The organism is Clostridium estertheticum, from assembly GCF_026650985.1.
Classification (GTDB): domain Bacteria; phylum Bacillota; class Clostridia; order Clostridiales; family Clostridiaceae; genus Clostridium_AD; species Clostridium_AD estertheticum_C.
The window spans coordinates 3,435,310-3,452,560 of the sequence record NZ_CP086239.1; the positions used below are offsets into that span (position 1 = coordinate 3,435,310).

The window sequence follows — 17,251 nt, forward strand, 5'->3', positions numbered from 1 at the left end:
ATTAATATGATGCTTTATACACAATATATATGAAGGAGCTGATTTTATAATGGATTTCGAAAAAGATGCTGTAGAAATATTAAAAACTGTTATAGACAATGCTTATGATGGTATTATCATTATAGATAAAAATGCAATTATAACTATGATTAGCAAATCATATTGTGAATTTATGGGAATTTCAGAAGAAAATGCTATAGGGAAACCTGTTACTGATGTTATTCAAAATACAAGGATGCATATTGTTGTACAAACAGGGGTTACAGAAACTGCTCAGCTACAATCTATAAAAGGAAGCTACATGATAGCCACTAGAATGCCTATAATTAAAAACGGAGAAATAATCGGTGCCATTGGCAAAGTATTATTTAGAAATGTAAAAGAACTAAATACCCTTTATAGTAAAATTAAAACTATGAAAAAGGAACTTGAATCCTATAAAACTCAGTTAAAACAGTTAAATACTGCAAGTTATTCCTTTGACGACATAATAGGTTCAAGTGAAAAGATATTGGCAGCTAAATCTATCGCCCGAAAGGCTGCTCAAACACATTCTAATGTGCTTATACTTGGTGAGAGTGGTACAGGGAAGGAACTATTTGCCCATGCAATACATTTAGCTAGTGATCGATTGTATGCACCTTTTGTAAAGGTAAACTGTGGAGCTATTCCGACTGATTTATTAGAATCTGAGCTTTTTGGTTACGAAGGTGGTGCATTTACAGGTGCTAAAAAAGAAGGTAAAATCGGAAAATTTGAATTAGCTGATGGTGGAACAATATTTTTGGATGAAATAGGAGATATGCCTCTTCATATGCAAGTTAAACTACTAAGGGCAATTCAAGAAAAAGAAGTTGAAAAAATTGGTTCATTAGGAAGTAAAAAAATTGATATTCGTATAATTGCTGCAACAAATATAAACTTAGAAAAATCTATGCATGAAGGTAAGTTTAGGCAAGATCTTTATTATAGATTAAATGTAGTGACTATTACTATTCCTTCTCTTCGTGAAAGACGTGATGATATCTTACTTATTGCAAATCACCTTATCACAAAAATTGCTGAAGATTTGAATAAGAAAATTGTAGGTATGTCTAAGGATTCAGAATATTTTCTAAAAAATTATTCATGGGAAGGAAATATAAGGGAACTTGAGAATATATTAGAAAGGGCAATTAACGTAATAGAAAATAGTAATACTATATGCCCTATAGATCTACCTGATGAAATTACAGGAAGAAAACAGATTAAACCTATTAAAAGTCTTGAAGAAACTATAGTAGAAGCAGAAAAGCAAGCTATTATGGATGCACTTAAATCAACCAATGGAAATAAAACTAAGGCTGCTAAAAAACTTGAAATTGGAAGAACAAGTTTATATGAAAAAATTCAAAAATATAATATACCTTTATAATTGTTCTATAAAATGAACGGTATTCTTAAACCTTAAGAATACCGTTCATTTTTTCGAACTAAAAACCCATATATACATATATTAAGTTCTTAATGCCGTACATAGAGTTTTATCTAAGCTACACAATCTTTAATAAAATCATCAAACTTCAACGTAAACATGATATTTTTGTATATTTTAGTCACTTTTTGTTGGCATGCTTCTTGCTTGTTATATTTATAACAGGTGTTAATAATATGATAAAAGGAGATAAAAAATGAAAAAAACTATGTCTAGTTATGACGCAATCACTTTAATTAAAAATGGTGACACCGTTGCAATTGGAGGATTTGTCGGTTCAGGTCACCCCGAAGAATTAACCATAGAAATTAATAAATCTTTTGCCCAAAGCGGAAGTCCTAATAATTTAACTTTGGTGTACTCAGCTGGACAAGGAGACTCAAAAGACAAAGGTTTAAATCGTCTTGGCGTAGAAGGATTAGTTTCAAAAGTAATAGGTGGTCACTGGGGGCTTTCTCCCAAACTTTCAAATCTTGCTATTGAAAATAAAATTCAAGCTTATAATCTTCCTCAAGGTGTAATTTCTAATCTTTATAGAGATATAGCATCAGGTAAACCAGGAACTATTACTCATGTTGGTTTAAAAACTTTTGTAGATCCGAGAATCGACGGCGGTAAGTTAAACGATATCACAAAAGAAGATATAGTTAAGGTTATTGAAATTGATAATAAGGAATACTTGTTTTATAAGACTTTCCCTATAAATGTGGCACTTATTCGTGCTACTTATGCTGATGAAAGTGGCAATGCCACTATGGAAAAAGAAGCCGTAACATTAGATGTTCTTTCCATGGCACAAGCTGCTAAAAATTCTGGTGGAATTGTAATCCTTCAGGTTGAAAAAGTTGTATCAAATGGCACTCTAGATCCAAGAAAAGTTAAAATTCCAGGAATACTTGTTGATGCCATTGTAATTTCAAAACCTGAAAATCATATGCAAACATATGGGGAGCAATACAATCCATCATATAATGGTGAAATAAGAATGGCAGTTGATGATATTCCAGGTTTAAAGCTAGATGAGCGAAAAATAATATCTAGAAGGGCAGCTATGGAACTTATACCCAATGCTGTAACTAACCTTGGAATAGGAGTACCTGAGGGTATTTCTATGGTCGCAAATGAAGAGGGTATTGGTAGTGATATGAAACTTACTTTGGAATCAGGCCCTATAGGTGGAATCCCTGCAGGTGGATTAAGTTTCGGAGCTGCAATAAATCCTGAAATGATCCTTGATCAAACTAGTCAATTTGATTTTTACGATGGCGGTGGTCTTGATGTAGCTTTCCTCGGTCTTGCTCAATGCGACGAATCAGGAAATATTAATGTAAGCAAATTTGGTCCTAAAATTGCAGGTTGTGGTGGGTTTATCAATATAACTCAAAACTCTAAAAAAGTTGTTTTCTGTGGTGCTTTTACTGCGGGTGGTTTAAAAATTGAAGTACAAGATGGAAAGTTAAATATAATTAAAGAAGGTAAATTCAACAAATTTATTAAAACTGTTGAGCAAATAACCTTTAGCGGTGAGTATGCTGTAGATGTCTCCCAACCAGTATTGTATATTACTGAAAGAGCTGTTTTTGAACTTAGCCGCAAAGGTGTAGTACTTACTGAAATTGCCCCGGGGATTGATCTTGAAAAGGATATTTTGGCACATATGGATTTCATGCCAGTAATTTCATCAAATTTAAAATTTATGGATGAAAGAATTTTCGAGGAAAAAATCATGGGATTAAAAGTTTCATAATAATTAAAAGTAAAAAACGAGGAGGAATTAATAATGAAAGGTTTAACAATGAAGGAACTAAATATTGGTGATAAAGATTCTTTTGAAAAAACTATAAGCGAATCTGATGTATATCTTTATGCTGGAATAACTGGTGACTTAAATCCGGCTCACATAAATCAAAGAGAAGCTGAAACAACAATGTTCAAAGGTAGAATTGCCCACGGCATGTTAACAGCTGGTTTCGTATCCGCCGTACTTGGCATGAAATTACCTGGACCAGGCACTATTTATCTAGGTCAAGAACTCAGATTTACAGCACCAGTTAGATTTGGAGATACTATAAAAGCCGAAGTTGTAGTTATAGAAAAAAAGGAAGAAAAAAATATTATGAAATTAAGTACAATATGTACTAATCAAGATGGAGTTGTTGTTCTTAAAGGTGTTGCAACTGTTATGCCACCTAAATAAAACCTGCCCCTTTTATAAAATAGTGTTTATGTTATAGAACGGTATTTTTATATTTTAAAAATACTGTTCCATTTTAAGAACACCATGATAATGTTTACATGAATTATGTTCGTTCTATTGAACACACCACTAAGCTCAATGGACAGCTTCTTACTAAAAGCACTAAAAAATCATTGAAAAGCCATATAAAATTTGTTTTTTATTGTTTCTTTATTGGCATGATATTTGCTATTTATAATTATGAAAAGCTTTACCAACAATCTAATGAAGGGGGTTAAAAAATGAATAAAATTATGTCTAGTTATGACGCGATTGCTTTAATCAAAAATGGAGATACTGTTGCGGTTGGAGGATTTATCGGTTGCGGTCACCCTGAAGAATTAACAATAAAAATCAATGAATCTTTTCTTGAAAAAGGACTTCCTAATAACTTAACTTTAGTATATGCAGCTGGGCAAGGAGACTCAAAAGATAAGGGTTTAAATCGTCTTGGCGTGGAGGGTTTAGTTTCAAAGGTAATAGGTGGTCACTGGGGACTCGCTCCCAAACTTGTAAAACTAGCTATTGAAAATAAAATTCAGGCTTATAATCTTCCTCAAGGTGTAATATCTCACCTATATCGAGATATTGCAGCAGGTAAACCTGGAACTATAACTCATGTTGGCTTAAAAACTTTTGTTGATCCTAGAATTGACGGGGGCAAGTTAAACGATATCACGAAAGAAGACATAGTTAAGGTTATAGAAATTGATAATAAGGAATATTTGTTTTATAAAGCTTTCCCTATAAATGTGACACTTCTTAGGGCTTCTTATGCTGATGAGTTTGGGAATGCCACTATGGAAAAAGAAGCGGTAACACTTGATGGTTTATCTATGGCTCAAGCAGCTAAAAATTCTGGTGGGATTGTAATACTTCAAGTTGAGAAAATTGTAGCAAATGGCACCCTTGATCCAAGAAAAGTTAAAATCCCAGGAATACTTGTGGATGCTATTGTGATTTCAAAACCTGAAAATCATATGCAAACCTATGCAGAGCAATATAATCCATCTTATAACGGTGAAATAAAAATGGCACTTACTAATATCCCTGGACTTAAACTAGATGAACGAAAAATAATATCAAGAAGAGCTGCAATGGAACTTATTCCCAATGCTATTACTAATCTTGGAATAGGTGTACCTGAAGGAATATCAATGGTAGCAAACGAAGAAGGAATTGGGAGTGATCTTAAAGTTACTTTGGAGTCAGGCCCAATAGGTGGAATCCCCGCAGGTGGATTAAGTTTTGGAGCTTCAATAAATCCTGAAAGCATACTAGATCAAAGTAACCAATTTGATTTCTATGATGGTGGTGGACTTGATATAGCATTCCTAGGTCTTGCTCAATGCGACGAAACCGGGAACATTAATGTAAGTAAATTTGGGCCTAAAATCGCAGGTTGTGGTGGTTTTATTAATATAACTCAAAACTCTAAAAAAGTTGTTTTCTGTGGGACTTTTACAGCAGGTGGCTTAAAAATTGAAATTCTTGATGGAAAATTAAACATAATTCAAGAAGGTAGATCTAACAAATTTGTTAAAAATGTTGAACAAATCACTTTTAGTGGAGAATATGCCGTAGATGTCTCCCAACCAGTTTTATACATTACCGAAAGAGCAGTTTTTAGATTAACTAAAGAAGGCGTTACTTTAGAGGAAATCGCTCCTGGTGTTGATCTTCAAAAGGATATTTTAGATAAAATGAATTTTACTCCAATTATATCTAAAAACCTAAAACTAATGGATTTGAGAATATTTAATGAAGGTATTATAGGTCTTAAATTAGCCAATTAATAAATACAGTCTTTGGAATAATAATATTGATATAATTTTTGCTAAAACATAAGGAGTAAACAGTTAAAAAAAGAGAATAAAATTTTAATTAATGGAGGTTTTATAAATGTTAGGAGTTTTCGGTATCATATTAAGTCTATGTCTATTAATGTTTATGGCATATAAGGGTTTCTCTGTCATTGTCTTTGCCCCTATTTTTGCACTACTCGCTGCTTTATTTTCTGGAATGGCTATTTTGCCGACATACACAGAAATATTCCTTCCTAATCTCGGTAAGTATGTAACAATTTATTTTCCATTCTTTCTATTGGGAGCAATATTTGGAAAAACAATGGAACAATCGGGTGCGGCAAAATCCATTGCCAAAACTATAGTAGAAAAATTAGGGAAAAAGAGAGCAATACTCTCAGTAGTTTTATCAGCAGCTATACTTACTTATGGCGGTGTAAGCCTTTTCGTTGTAGCATTTGCAGTGTATCCATTTGCAGCATCTATTTTTAAAGAAGCAGACATTCCAAAACGACTTGTTCCAGGCACAATTGCACTTGGTGCCTTTACATTTACTATGGATTCGCTTCCAGGAACACCACAGATTCAGAACTCAATTCCAATGAAGTTTTTTAATACAGATCTTTACGCAGCACCTGTTATGGGAATACTCGGAGCAATTATTATTATGACATGTGGTATTACCTATTTGGAGTGGCGTAAACGTAAAGCGCAAGCAGCTGGAGAAGGCTATGGCGATAACCATACTAATGAACCTATTATGGTTGAAGATGATAGTTTGCCAAATGCATTTTTATCAGCATTACCATTAGTTTCTGTGCTAGTTGTAACTCTTATTTTGCAAAAATTAGTTTTCCCACATTGGGATATTATGTCTTGGGTAACTAAAAAACCTTACAATATGTTATCAGCTGGTGTCGTAGGAACAATGAATAACTGGGCACTCATGATTTCACTTATCGTAGGAATTCTTCTTGCAATGCTTATTAATCCTAAACGTATGCAAGGTAATTTAGCTAAGGCTATCAATGCTGGTGCTATTGGTTCTCTTTTAGCAGTTATAAATACGGCATCTGAAGTAGGTTTTGGTAATGTTATAAAAACACTACCAGGTTTTCAATCTATAGCTCATGCTTTAACAAATATAAATCCTCATGGTAGTCCATTACTATCTGAAGCAGTTACAGTAAATGTTCTATCAGGAGTAACTGGCTCCGCTTCCGGTGGTATGAGTATAGCCCTTGATACTTTTGGTAAACACTACTTACAATGGGCATCAAATACTGGTATAAGCCCTGAATTACTCCATCGAGTTGCTGCTATGGCATCTGGAGGAATGGATACATTACCTCATAATGGAGCAGTTATTACACTCCTAGGAATTTCAGGTTTAACACATAAACAAGCATATAAAGATATATTTGCTATTACTCTCCTTAAGACAGGAACATGTTTCTTTCTAATTGGATTACAATCAATTTTACATTTTGTTTAATTATTAAATACAAGTGTATTTTTAATGAACGGTATTCTTAAATCTTAAGAATACCGTTCATTTTGCGTTATCATACCCTATTTTTTTAAAATTGTTTTTAATTTCTTTTCCTGGTAATAATATTTCCTCCTTATAATTAAAAGAAGTTTGACTAATAATACTATAAAAGGAGGTCTTAAAATGAAAAAAGTTATGTCTAGCACTGACGCAATTTCTTTAATTAAAAACGGAGATACCGTCGCAGTGGGAGGTTTTATAGGTTGCGGACACCCTGAAGAATTAACTATAAAAATTAGTGAATGTTTTCTTGAAAAAGGCATTCCAAATAATTTAACCTTAGTTTATGCTGCTGGTCAGGGAGATTCAAAAGACAAAGGTCTGAATCATCTTGGCCACGAAGGTTTAGTTTCAAAGGTAATAGGTGGACACTGGGGACTTGCACCTAAACTTGTAAAACTGGCTATAGAGAATAAAATTCAGGCTTATAATCTTCCTCAAGGAGTAATATCTCACCTTTACCGAGATATCGCAGCAGGCAAACCTGGAACTATAACACATGTAGGCTTAAAAACTTTTGTAGACCCCAGAATTGATGGTGGTAAACTAAACTCTGTGACTAAAGAAGACATAGTAAAAGTTATAGAAATTGATAATAAAGAATATTTATTTTATAAATCATTTCCAATAAATGTAACACTCATTCGTGCTTCTTATGCTGATGAGAATGGAAATGCAACTATGGAAAAAGAAGCTGTAACCCTTGATGGTTTATCTATGGCTCAAGCAGCCAAAAATTCTTCCGGAATTGTAATACTTCAAGTTGAGAAAATTGTAGCAAACGGTACCCTTGATCCACGAAAAGTTAAAATTCCAGGAATACTTGTGGATGCTATTGTTATTTCAAAACCGGAAAATCATATGCAAACCTACGCAGAGCAATATAATCCATCTTATAATGGAGAAATAAAAATGGCTCTTAGTGATATTTCTGGTTTAAAACTCGATGAGCGTAAAATAATATCAAGAAGGGCTGCAATGGAGCTTATCCCTAATGCTATTACTAACCTAGGAATAGGAGTACCTGAAGGAATATCAATGGTTGCAAATGAAGAAGGAATAGCAAATGATCTTAAAGTTACTTTGGAATCAGGCCCAATAGGCGGAATCCCTGCTGGTGGATTAAGTTTTGGGGCTTCAATAAATCCTGAAAGCATACTTGATCAAAGTAACCAATTTGATTTCTATGATGGCGGAGGTCTTGATATAGCCTTCCTAGGCCTTGCTCAATGCGACGGAAAGGGTAATATTAATGTAAGTAAATTTGGTCCTAAAATTGCAGGTTGTGGCGGATTTATAAATATAACTCAAAATTCCAAAAAAGTTGTCTTTTGTGGAACTTTTACAGCAGGCGGTTTAAAAATTGAAATACAAAACGGAAAATTAAATATAATCCAAGAAGGTAAAACTAATAAGTTTATTAAAACCGTTGAACAAATAACCTTTAGCGCTGAGTATGCTTTAGATGTATCGCAGCCAGTTTTATACATTACTGAAAGAGCAGTTTTTAAATTAACTAAAGAAGGTGTTACTTTAGAAGAAATCGCTCCTGGTATTGATATGCAAAAGGATATTCTAGATAAAATGGATTTTGATCCTATTATGTCTAAAGATTTAAAATTGATGGATAAAAAATTATTTAATGAAGGTATTGTAGGCATCAAATTAGCTAAAACTAAGTAAATGATCTAAAACAAAATATAATTAGGAGGTTTTTTTAATGTTAGGAGTTTTCGGAATATTATTAAGTTTATGTCTATTGATGTTTATGGCATATAAAGGTTTTTCAGTTATTGTTTTTGCCCCTATTTTTGCACTACTAGCCGCTTTATTTTCTGGAATGGCTATTTTGCCCACGTATACAGAAATATTCTTGCCCAATCTTGGTAAATATATAACAATTTATTTTCCGTTCTTTCTGTTGGGCGCAATATTTGGAAAGACAATGGAACAGTCTGGAGCAGCAAAATCAATTGCAAAAACTATAGTCGAGAAATTAGGAAAAGAAAGAGCAATCCTCTCTGTAGTTTTATCAGCAGCTATCCTTACCTATGGTGGTGTAAGTTTATTTGTAGTAGCATTCGCGGTATATCCATTTGCAGCATCTATTTTTAAAGAAGCAGATATCCCAAAACGTCTTGTCCCAGGAACTATTGCACTTGGTGCCTTTACATTTACTATGGATTCACTTCCTGGAACGCCACAAATTCAGAACTCCATCCCAATGAAATTTTTCAATACAGATCTTTATGCAGCACCTGTAATGGGAATACTTGGAGCAATCATTATTATGACATCGGGTATGTTTTATTTGGAGTGGCGTAAACGTAAAGCACAAGCAGCTGGAGAAGGCTATGGTAAAAACCATACTAATGAACCTATTATAGTTAACGATGCTAGTCTGCCAAATGCATTTTTATCAGCATTACCATTGGTTTCGGTACTAGTTGTAACCCTCATTCTGCAAAAATTAGTTTTTCCACATTGGGATATCATATCTTGGGTAACTAAGAAACCTTACAATATGTTATCAGCTGGTGTTGTAGGAACTATGAATAACTGGGCACTCATGATTTCACTTATTGTAGGAATTCTCCTTGCTATGCTTATCAATCCTAAACGTATGCAAGGTAATTTAGCTAAAGCTATCAATGCTGGTGCTATCGGTTCTCTTTTGGCCGTTATAAATACGGCGTCCGAAGTAGGTTTCGGTAATGTTATAAAAACACTACCAGGTTTTCAATCTATTGCCCATGCTTTAACAAATATAAATCCTCATGGTAGCCCATTACTATCTGAAGCAGTTACAGTGAATGTTCTATCTGGAGTAACAGGCTCCGCATCAGGTGGAATGAGTATTGCCCTGGATACATTTGGTAAGCACTACTTAGCTTGGGCATCAAGTACTGGTATAAGCCCTCAATTGCTTCATAGAGTTGCTGCAATGGCATCTGGTGGAATGGATACACTACCTCATAATGGAGCCGTTATTACACTCCTAGGCATTGCAGGTTTAACACACAAACAAGCTTATAAAGATATATTTGCGATTACTCTCCTTAAGACAGGAACATGTTTCCTTCTCATTGGATTACAATCAATTATTCATTTTGTATAATAGATCAAAAATAAAAGGAGGAGTTTTTAATGAAAGGTTTAACAATGAAAGAACTAAATATAGGTGATAAAGACTCTTTTGAAAAAACTATAAGTGAATCTGATGTATATCTTTATGCCGGAATAACCGGAGATTTAAATCCTGCTCATATAAACCAAAGGGAAGCTGAAACAACAATGTTCAAAGGCAGAATTGCACATGGAATGTTAACAGCAGGTTTTGTGTCTGCAGTACTCGGCATGAAATTGCCAGGACCAGGCACTATTTATCTAGGTCAAGAACTCAGATTTACAGCACCAGTTAGATTTGGAGATACTATAAAAGCTGAAGTTGAAGTTATAGAAAGAAAGGAAGAAAAAAATATTATGAAATTGAGTACAACATGTACTAATCAAGATGGTGTTGTTGTTCTTAAAGGTGTTGCAACTGTTATGCCACCTAAATAATGATTAATAATCATTTTCTAAAAATAGAATAAATAATAGGGAATATACATAGATTTACTTTACTAAATCTACTTATATTCCCTATTATTAAAATATATCTTCTTGTATAAGTTTTATCCCGATTTTCGTCCTAAAACAATAATAATGTATTTTCGAATTATTGCTTACAGCTAAAATCTATTCATATCGAAGTGCATCTATGGGATTTAATTTTGCAGCTTTTCTTGCAGGATAAATTCCAAAAAATATTCCGACTGCTGATGAAAACAATATTGTTTCTAATATAACAAGGATGGAAACACTAGGGGTAATTCCCGCAAAGGATCCTATTATTTTAGCTGCAACTATACCAAGTGTCATACCTATAAGCCCCCCTATAAGAGCTAGTATTACGGATTCAGTTAAAAATTGAAATAATATAGCATTAGTGGTAGCCCCAATTGCTTTTCTAATACCAATCTCCTTTGTTCTCTCAGTTACAGAAACGAGCATTATATTCATAACTCCAATACCTCCAACCAAAAGAGATATCGCAGCTACTGCACTAAGGAATGCTGTGAAAATCCCTAAAACTTGATTAATTGACTCAAGCATACTAGCCGAATTGGTAGCCTTATAAAGGTCTAAAGTTTTGTTATCATGTTTAGCCTGAAGAATTTTCAAGGCTTCATTTCCAGTTTCCACAGAATTCGCTTGTGAATTAGATGTCATAGTAAGAGTTGATATATTAAAATCTAATGGAAATAGTGTTTCAAGAAATGTAATTGGTACTGTTACAAGTGTTGGTGTACTGTCACCACTTCTGCTACGTGGTCCACTACTACCGCCAAACATGCTACTTGCTTTTGAAACACCAACAACAGTTGCACTTTTACTAGAAGCTACTGGTCCTAATTTAAATGATTTGCCTACAGCATCATCAGTCCCAAATAGCGCCTTTGCTGAAGTTTGATCAATTACTGCAACTGCCTTACCTTCTTCAACTTCTCTCTCATTTAAAAATCTTCCATATACAATTTCTACATTACTTATTAATGAATAATCCGTATTAACTCCGGTAACATTTGCTGTATTAGTCTTTGTATCAGTTCTCGCTGTTCCTTTTTTTGAAACAGTTGGAGAAATATACTTAGCAGTACTTACTCTATTTTTTATTTGCTTCACATCATCAAGTGTAAAATAATCACTTATTTGCTCTACTTTCGATGGATCCACATTTAGAGTAACTGTATTTGACCCCATTTTAGCAAATTCATCTCCAATATAATTTTTCCCTCCATTACCAAGTGCAACAATAGTAATTACTGAGCTTATACCTATTATAATTCCTAGCATTGTGAGAAAAGATCTCATTTTATTTGATAAAATACTGGATATAGCCATTTTGAGACTCTCTAAAATATTCATAACTGCCCTCCATTTTATCGCGAAAATATTTACTCGTAATATATTATTTATAATATTGTTCTTCCTGAAACAGGGTAGTCATCAACTATTTTTCCATCTAGGAATCTTACAATTCTTTTCGCACATTTTGCTATATCATCTTCATGTGTAACCATTAAAATAGTAGCACCATCCGCATTTAACTTTTGAAATATTTTCATGATTTCAATTGATGATTTTGTATCTAGATTACCCGTTGGTTCGTCTGCCATAATAACTGCAGGGTTGTTAACCATTGCTCTTGCAATTGCAACCCTTTGTTTTTGTCCACCAGATATTTCATTAGGCCTATGTTTAATTCTGTCACTAAGACCAACCTTTTCAAGTGCAATAAGTGCCCTATCCTTTCGTTCTTTTGCGGGTATTCCTGCATAAAGCATTGGAAGCATAACATTTTCAAGTACTGATATCCTTGGGAGTAGATTAAATGCTTGAAATACAAATCCTATCTCTTTATTTCTTATTAATGCGAGTTGATTATCGTCAAGATTGGAGACATCCAGGCCGTTTAAAAAATATGTACCACCATCCATTCTGTCCAAGCATCCTAAAATATTCATAAAAGTTGATTTTCCAGAACCTGAAGGTCCCATTATTGCAGTAAATTCACCTTTTTCAATTTTAAGGCTTACCGATTTAAGTGCAGTAAAATCAATATCTCCAGTTATGTATCTTTTTAATACATCCTTTACTTCTATCATTATTTTCCTCCTAGATTAATAACATCTTTAACCATTACGCCATTTGTAATGGAGCTACCTGGATTTAATATTACACTCTCACCTACTTTTACACCACTTACGATTTCCATATCAGTATCTGATTGGAGTCCTAATTTTACATTTTTTTGGACCGCTTTTCCATCACTGACAACAAACAAATAAGTGGATCCATCTTTGTTAGTTAATATTGCTTGCGCAGGAACCTTCACAGCAGCCAGTACTTGATTAAGCAATATATCCACATCTGAGTCAAAGTTTACTTTTAACTGCGGCGCTGCTTCTAGTACGTCAATTTCTACAGTTAAAGTTGTATCTCCACCTGTAGCTGTTGTATTAACCGTTGCCGTTGGATAAATTTTTGAGACCTTGGCTTTATAGCTCTTACCACTACTCAAAATTGTTGATGATTGTCCAATCGCTACTTTAGCAGCATCATATTTCCCAACTTTAACAATCCCCTTTAAATTTGATATATCCTGAACAATTATAGCCGTTCCCTGTCCTCCAGTTTGACCACTTATAACATTAACTTCCGTTACTACTCCATCAATGTCAGATGTAATATTTGAGTTCTGTGATAATTTAATTTTTACTGAATCAAGGGTATTTTGAGCTGCTAAAACAGCATTATCTAGTTGTTTTAGCTTTTCATCAGATAATACATTTGCATTATCATTTTTATTTACTGCATCCTTTTTTTGAGATATAGCATTATTATAATTAATTTGAGCAGATTCTTGTTGATTATTAAGATCAGCTGTATCATAAGTTAAAAGAGTATCCCCTCTTTTAACTTTATCACCAACACTAACTTTAACATTTGAAATCTTAGTTGCCGCAGATACAGAATAATCTTTTTCGTTTTTAGATTTTATAGTAGCTGTGGTGGATAAGTACATTTTTACATCACCTATTGCAACCTTTGAAGTCTTTACAGTTATAACCTGTCTCTTATTTCTTGAAGTGAACTGAATCCCTCCAATAATACCTATAATTACTACTATTACTACTCCAATAATAATTTTCTTTTTCATGATAACCTCCTACATATTTATAATTCAAATTTAAATTCAATAGTTTATATTTTACACGATAAGTATCAATAAGTATCAAAATTTCCTTACCTATATATTAAATTTTTATTAAATTAGTCCAATAAATGATTATTATTCTCCTAATCAGCCCTTAATATTACAACTTATCAAAAATAATCATAATATGTTACTTAATTATTAAAAGCTATATCAGTTGTAATAACCGATATAGCCTTTATTTATAATATTTCAAATACCTATTTCATAAATCATATTCTAGTAACTTTCCACGTTAAATTGGAAAGAACATCGGTATAAATAGTATAGCACTAAAAATAATACAGATTCCTGTAACACCAGTAGCGCTTAATATATATTCAGCACCTTTTGAATTGTCTGCATCATTTTTCTGATACTTTAACCCAATAATCCAAAAAACTAATGCTATTATTAGCACTATAGCATCCATTATAAATAATATTTTAATCATCTTATCCTCCAAAGTTAAATATTTTTAATAGCGAGGTTAGTAATCCTAATAATTCTATTTTAAGTTTAATTTCTCTACTTTTTATAAACTAAATATAAACAATGTATAAACTTTAAGAATCATTACAATATTATTTTATGGAGATTATACAATAACTTAAGTTACTAACTAATCCAAAACATAATAAACCGTCGACTAATTTATTAATATAATTAGTCGAGGGTTCTAATTTTCTATAATAGCATCTTTATTACTGCCAAAAAACATCTGCTCCCATAATCCTTCTTTCTGAAAAACCTCTATATTTCCATTTTTTTCAACCGTTAACTTGACTTCACCAATGCATCTTATGTAAGTAGGATTGACCCCCAAAGCTTTAGCTATAAAGTTTCTTATTGGAGCAATTCCTAGTCTATCAATCATATTGAAAGCTAAAATATCATATTCTCTTTTAAATTCTATTTGATATTTAATTTTATTATCCACTTTATGTATAAACGTCAAATTATTATCAATGAATTTTTTAGTTATTGGGTGATATTTAGTATTCAATCTTTTAATTACTGTTTTTTCTTCGTTATCATCTAATATAATCCCATCTTTAGCTATCATCATAACCGGCAATCTAGTATAGTCATATTTCTTTTCCGTAATAATATCACACGCTATGATTGTATAAGGACCAATATTGGCACGACACCAATACCAATGATTCATTAGCTTTCTCATATGTATATTACCCCAGTTATGGTCGTGATATCCATTACCATTCAACTCAAACTTTTCTCCTTTAATTTTTAAAGTAGCACTAATATCTGCAGATGGTTGTGCAACAATCCATGCAAAATAATATTCCTGTTTTTCTCCATAATACCAATGTCCTGTTCCCGGGCGCCACATTGGTAATTTAGGTTTCATTGTACAAGTATATTCAACATCGCCATCTACAAAATGTATTAAATAATTTCCTTTTGAATATTTAATACTGCTTTGACCAATTAATACATCACATAACTCCTTTGAAGCACGAATCTTTTGCCCCTTCCCCTCAGAAATACGTTTTATTAACTTTTTCCCATTTGGAAAAGTTATCTCAAGTGATGCCGTTGGATTCGCAAGACCTCTTACATCAAATCCATTCTTTGTATAAAATATAACAACTACTTTAGTACCATCTGAATACTGAGCATCAAAATACCACCATTCGTATGTACCTCTACCACCAGTGCTTCTCATTCCATCTTCCCATGCTGCGGTTTCTTTATTAATACCTAATCGCTGATAATAGCTAATACTTTTGCCTAAAATTGCTTTTTCACTCATATTTCCTCCTTACTATACACAATAAGAAAATCCACAACTTATTAATTAGTTGTGGATTTTACCTTTAAATCATATTATTTTTCTAATATATTTTTAATTGTTTCTTTCATTTTTTCACATTTACAATTCGCAAAGAAATATTCTTTGAATTTTTCTCCGCCTATAGCGCCTTTTAATAGATCTTGATCTATATCTTTTAAAATTGTTGCCATATCTTTATATGTCACTTTTTTAACTTCATCTAATATCTTTTTATTTCTTTGTTCTGGAACAACTCTTTCCTTTGGATATCCCTTACCGCTTTCTCCTTGGAATAATCTCCCGAATATGTCTTCCAAATTTAACTCTGCTCCCCATCCAAATCCCTTTGCAAAAGGCATTGCGATAGCATTTCCATCATTAACTTGTGCAAACATATATGCATCTGAAGGGTCTTGTACATGACCACATAATACTCCAGGGAATGAATTACACGCTAGCATTGCGCCTTCTCCAGTACCACATCCAGTTATTACATAATCAGCTGCTCCTGAGTTTAAAAGAATCGCTGCTAAAATACCATTTTGAACATATGTTAATTGCGCCTCATCATCTGCGCTGTACATTCCATAATTAAATACTTCATGGCCTTTTGGCTGTACTACTTTTTTTAATGTTTCATATATAATTCCATTTTTACCTGCTTGGCTATTCTCGTTAATTAAAGCAATTTTCATTTATATTCCCCCTATTATGGCTATTGAAAACACTATCTTATTCTGGTTGTTTTCCAAGAGTAGCGAGTATTCCACCATCTACATATAACACATGGCCATTTACAAAATCTGATGCATCAGATGCAAGGAATACAGCTGGTCCTACTAAATCTTCTGTTGTTCCCCAACGTGCAGCTGGAGTTTTTCCTATAATAAAATTATTAAATGGATGTCCCTCAGTTCTAAGTGGTGCTGTTTGAGGTGTTGCTATATATCCGGGTCCAATTCCATTACATTGAATGTTGTATTCACCATATTCAGCTGCAATATTTTTAGTTAACATCTTAAGTCCACCTTTTGCAGCTGCATAAGCTGAAACGGTTTCACGTCCTAGTTCACTCATCATTGAACATATATTTATTATTTTACCATGTCCCTTTTTAATCATTGAAGGTATTACAGCTTTGGATACTATAAATGGCGCGTTTAAATCTACATCTATAACCTTTCTAAAATCTGCTGCTTTCATATCAATCATTGCAACACGCTTAATTATTCCTGCATTATTTACAAGAATATCAATTACTCCAACTTCTTTTTCAATCTTTTTAACTAATTCATTTACCATCTCTTCATCTGTAACATCACATACATATCCGTGTGCTTTTATACCTTCTTCTGCATAAGCTTTTATTCCCTTATTCACAAGTTCTTGATTTATGTCATTAAACACTATTGTTGCTCCCGCCTCACTATAAGACTTTGCAATAGCAAATCCAATACCATATGATGCACCTGTAACTAACGCAACTTTACCTTCTAATGAAAATTTCTTAATTATATCCATGAAATATTCCTCCTCGAATTTATAATATTTATATATATTAAAGAAATATATATTATTTATATG

At 32.9% G+C, this 17,251-nt stretch carries 15 protein-coding genes; 8 read left to right on the forward strand and 7 right to left on the reverse strand.

All coding sequences use genetic code 11. The features are described 5' to 3' along the window. Window positions 1-49: 49 nt before the first annotated feature. The 8 genes from LL038_RS16490 (at window position 50) to LL038_RS16525 (ending at window position 10,631) form a co-directional block, all read left to right on the forward strand. A complete protein-coding gene (locus LL038_RS16490) occupies window positions 50-1,414 on the forward strand; it encodes a sigma-54 interaction domain-containing protein (RefSeq protein ID WP_216127571.1) in 1,365 nt (454 codons plus the stop codon). A 256-nt stretch (window positions 1,415-1,670) separates the two neighbouring features. Then, window positions 1,671-3,221 (forward strand): acyl CoA:acetate/3-ketoacid CoA transferase, encoded by a 1,551-nt coding sequence (locus LL038_RS16495; RefSeq protein ID WP_216127573.1) that lies wholly within the window; start codon window positions 1,671-1,673, stop codon window positions 3,219-3,221. Between the two features lie 33 nt (window positions 3,222-3,254). Next, window positions 3,255-3,671 carry a MaoC family dehydratase gene (locus LL038_RS16500; protein ID WP_216127576.1) on the forward strand — a complete coding sequence of 139 codons (417 nt, stop codon included), beginning with the start codon at window positions 3,255-3,257 and terminating at the stop codon, window positions 3,669-3,671. Between the two features lie 281 nt (window positions 3,672-3,952). Further along, a complete protein-coding gene (locus LL038_RS16505) occupies window positions 3,953-5,506 on the forward strand; it encodes an acyl CoA:acetate/3-ketoacid CoA transferase (protein WP_216127578.1) in 1,554 nt (517 codons plus the stop codon). 106 nt (window positions 5,507-5,612) lie between these two features. Next, window positions 5,613-7,010: a GntP family permease gene (locus LL038_RS16510; protein WP_216127586.1), complete on the forward strand. Its 1,398-nt coding sequence runs from the start codon at window positions 5,613-5,615 to the stop codon at window positions 7,008-7,010. Between the two features lie 180 nt (window positions 7,011-7,190). Beyond that, entirely contained in the window at window positions 7,191-8,750 is a 1,560-nt protein-coding gene (locus LL038_RS16515) for an acyl CoA:acetate/3-ketoacid CoA transferase (protein WP_216127590.1), read from the forward strand. A gap of 37 nt (window positions 8,751-8,787) precedes the next feature. Next, complete coding sequence (locus tag LL038_RS16520) at window positions 8,788-10,185, forward strand: GntP family permease (protein WP_216127599.1); 1,398 nt, start codon at window positions 8,788-8,790, stop codon at window positions 10,183-10,185. Between the two features lie 29 nt (window positions 10,186-10,214). Beyond that, window positions 10,215-10,631 carry a MaoC family dehydratase gene (locus LL038_RS16525; RefSeq protein WP_216127601.1) on the forward strand — a complete coding sequence of 139 codons (417 nt, stop codon included), beginning with the start codon at window positions 10,215-10,217 and terminating at the stop codon, window positions 10,629-10,631. Between the two features lie 177 nt (window positions 10,632-10,808). Here the strand turns inward: LL038_RS16525 and LL038_RS16530 are convergent, their stop codons facing one another. The 7 genes from LL038_RS16530 to LL038_RS16560 all read right to left on the reverse strand — a co-directional run bounded on the left by LL038_RS16530 (window position 10,809) and on the right by LL038_RS16560 (window position 17,188). Beyond that, a complete protein-coding gene (locus LL038_RS16530) occupies window positions 10,809-12,038 on the reverse strand; it encodes an ABC transporter permease (RefSeq protein ID WP_216127603.1) in 1,230 nt (409 codons plus the stop codon). Between the two features lie 47 nt (window positions 12,039-12,085). Further along, a complete protein-coding gene (locus tag LL038_RS16535) occupies window positions 12,086-12,778 on the reverse strand; it encodes an ABC transporter ATP-binding protein (RefSeq protein WP_216127605.1) in 693 nt (230 codons plus the stop codon). Next, window positions 12,778-13,833 (reverse strand): efflux RND transporter periplasmic adaptor subunit, encoded by a 1,056-nt coding sequence (locus tag LL038_RS16540; RefSeq protein WP_216127607.1) that lies wholly within the window; start codon window positions 13,831-13,833, stop codon window positions 12,778-12,780. The genes LL038_RS16535 and LL038_RS16540 overlap by 1 nt, the downstream gene beginning before the upstream one ends. A gap of 292 nt (window positions 13,834-14,125) precedes the next feature. After that, window positions 14,126-14,323 carry a hypothetical protein gene (locus tag LL038_RS16545; RefSeq protein ID WP_216127610.1) on the reverse strand — a complete coding sequence of 66 codons (198 nt, stop codon included), beginning with the start codon at window positions 14,321-14,323 and terminating at the stop codon, window positions 14,126-14,128. A 225-nt stretch (window positions 14,324-14,548) separates the two neighbouring features. After that, window positions 14,549-15,646 carry a lipocalin-like domain-containing protein gene (locus LL038_RS16550; RefSeq protein WP_216127611.1) on the reverse strand — a complete coding sequence of 366 codons (1,098 nt, stop codon included), beginning with the start codon at window positions 15,644-15,646 and terminating at the stop codon, window positions 14,549-14,551. Between the two features lie 74 nt (window positions 15,647-15,720). Then, window positions 15,721-16,362, reverse strand: coding sequence for an RpiB/LacA/LacB family sugar-phosphate isomerase (locus tag LL038_RS16555; protein ID WP_216127613.1), 642 nt, complete (start codon window positions 16,360-16,362; stop codon window positions 15,721-15,723). A gap of 37 nt (window positions 16,363-16,399) precedes the next feature. Further along, window positions 16,400-17,188, reverse strand: coding sequence for a gluconate 5-dehydrogenase (locus LL038_RS16560; RefSeq protein ID WP_216127615.1), 789 nt, complete (start codon window positions 17,186-17,188; stop codon window positions 16,400-16,402). Window positions 17,189-17,251: the final 63 nt, after the last annotated feature.

Excerpts from the sequence above, each read along its gene's own strand:
- LL038_RS16540 (WP_216127607.1), bottom strand. The coding sequence starts at position 13,833 with ATGAAAAAGAAAATTATTATTGGAGTAGTAATAGTAGTAATTATAGGT.
- LL038_RS16535 (WP_216127605.1), bottom strand. The coding sequence starts at position 12,778 with ATGATAGAAGTAAAGGATGTATTAAAAAGATACATAACTGGAGATATT.
- LL038_RS16510 (WP_216127586.1), top strand. The coding sequence starts at position 5,613 with ATGTTAGGAGTTTTCGGTATCATATTAAGTCTATGTCTATTAATGTTT.
- LL038_RS16530 (WP_216127603.1), bottom strand. The coding sequence starts at position 12,038 with ATGAATATTTTAGAGAGTCTCAAAATGGCTATATCCAGTATTTTATCA.
- LL038_RS16555 (WP_216127613.1), bottom strand. The coding sequence starts at position 16,362 with ATGAAAATTGCTTTAATTAACGAGAATAGCCAAGCAGGTAAAAATGGA.
- LL038_RS16550 (WP_216127611.1), bottom strand. The coding sequence starts at position 15,646 with ATGAGTGAAAAAGCAATTTTAGGCAAAAGTATTAGCTATTATCAGCGA.
- LL038_RS16515 (WP_216127590.1), top strand. The coding sequence starts at position 7,191 with ATGAAAAAAGTTATGTCTAGCACTGACGCAATTTCTTTAATTAAAAAC.
- LL038_RS16500 (WP_216127576.1), top strand. The coding sequence starts at position 3,255 with ATGAAAGGTTTAACAATGAAGGAACTAAATATTGGTGATAAAGATTCT.
- LL038_RS16560 (WP_216127615.1), bottom strand. The coding sequence starts at position 17,188 with ATGGATATAATTAAGAAATTTTCATTAGAAGGTAAAGTTGCGTTAGTT.
- LL038_RS16525 (WP_216127601.1), top strand. The coding sequence starts at position 10,215 with ATGAAAGGTTTAACAATGAAAGAACTAAATATAGGTGATAAAGACTCT.
- LL038_RS16495 (WP_216127573.1), top strand. The coding sequence starts at position 1,671 with ATGAAAAAAACTATGTCTAGTTATGACGCAATCACTTTAATTAAAAAT.
- LL038_RS16545 (WP_216127610.1), bottom strand. The coding sequence starts at position 14,323 with ATGATTAAAATATTATTTATAATGGATGCTATAGTGCTAATAATAGCA.
- LL038_RS16505 (WP_216127578.1), top strand. The coding sequence starts at position 3,953 with ATGAATAAAATTATGTCTAGTTATGACGCGATTGCTTTAATCAAAAAT.
- LL038_RS16520 (WP_216127599.1), top strand. The coding sequence starts at position 8,788 with ATGTTAGGAGTTTTCGGAATATTATTAAGTTTATGTCTATTGATGTTT.
- LL038_RS16490 (WP_216127571.1), top strand. The coding sequence starts at position 50 with ATGGATTTCGAAAAAGATGCTGTAGAAATATTAAAAACTGTTATAGAC.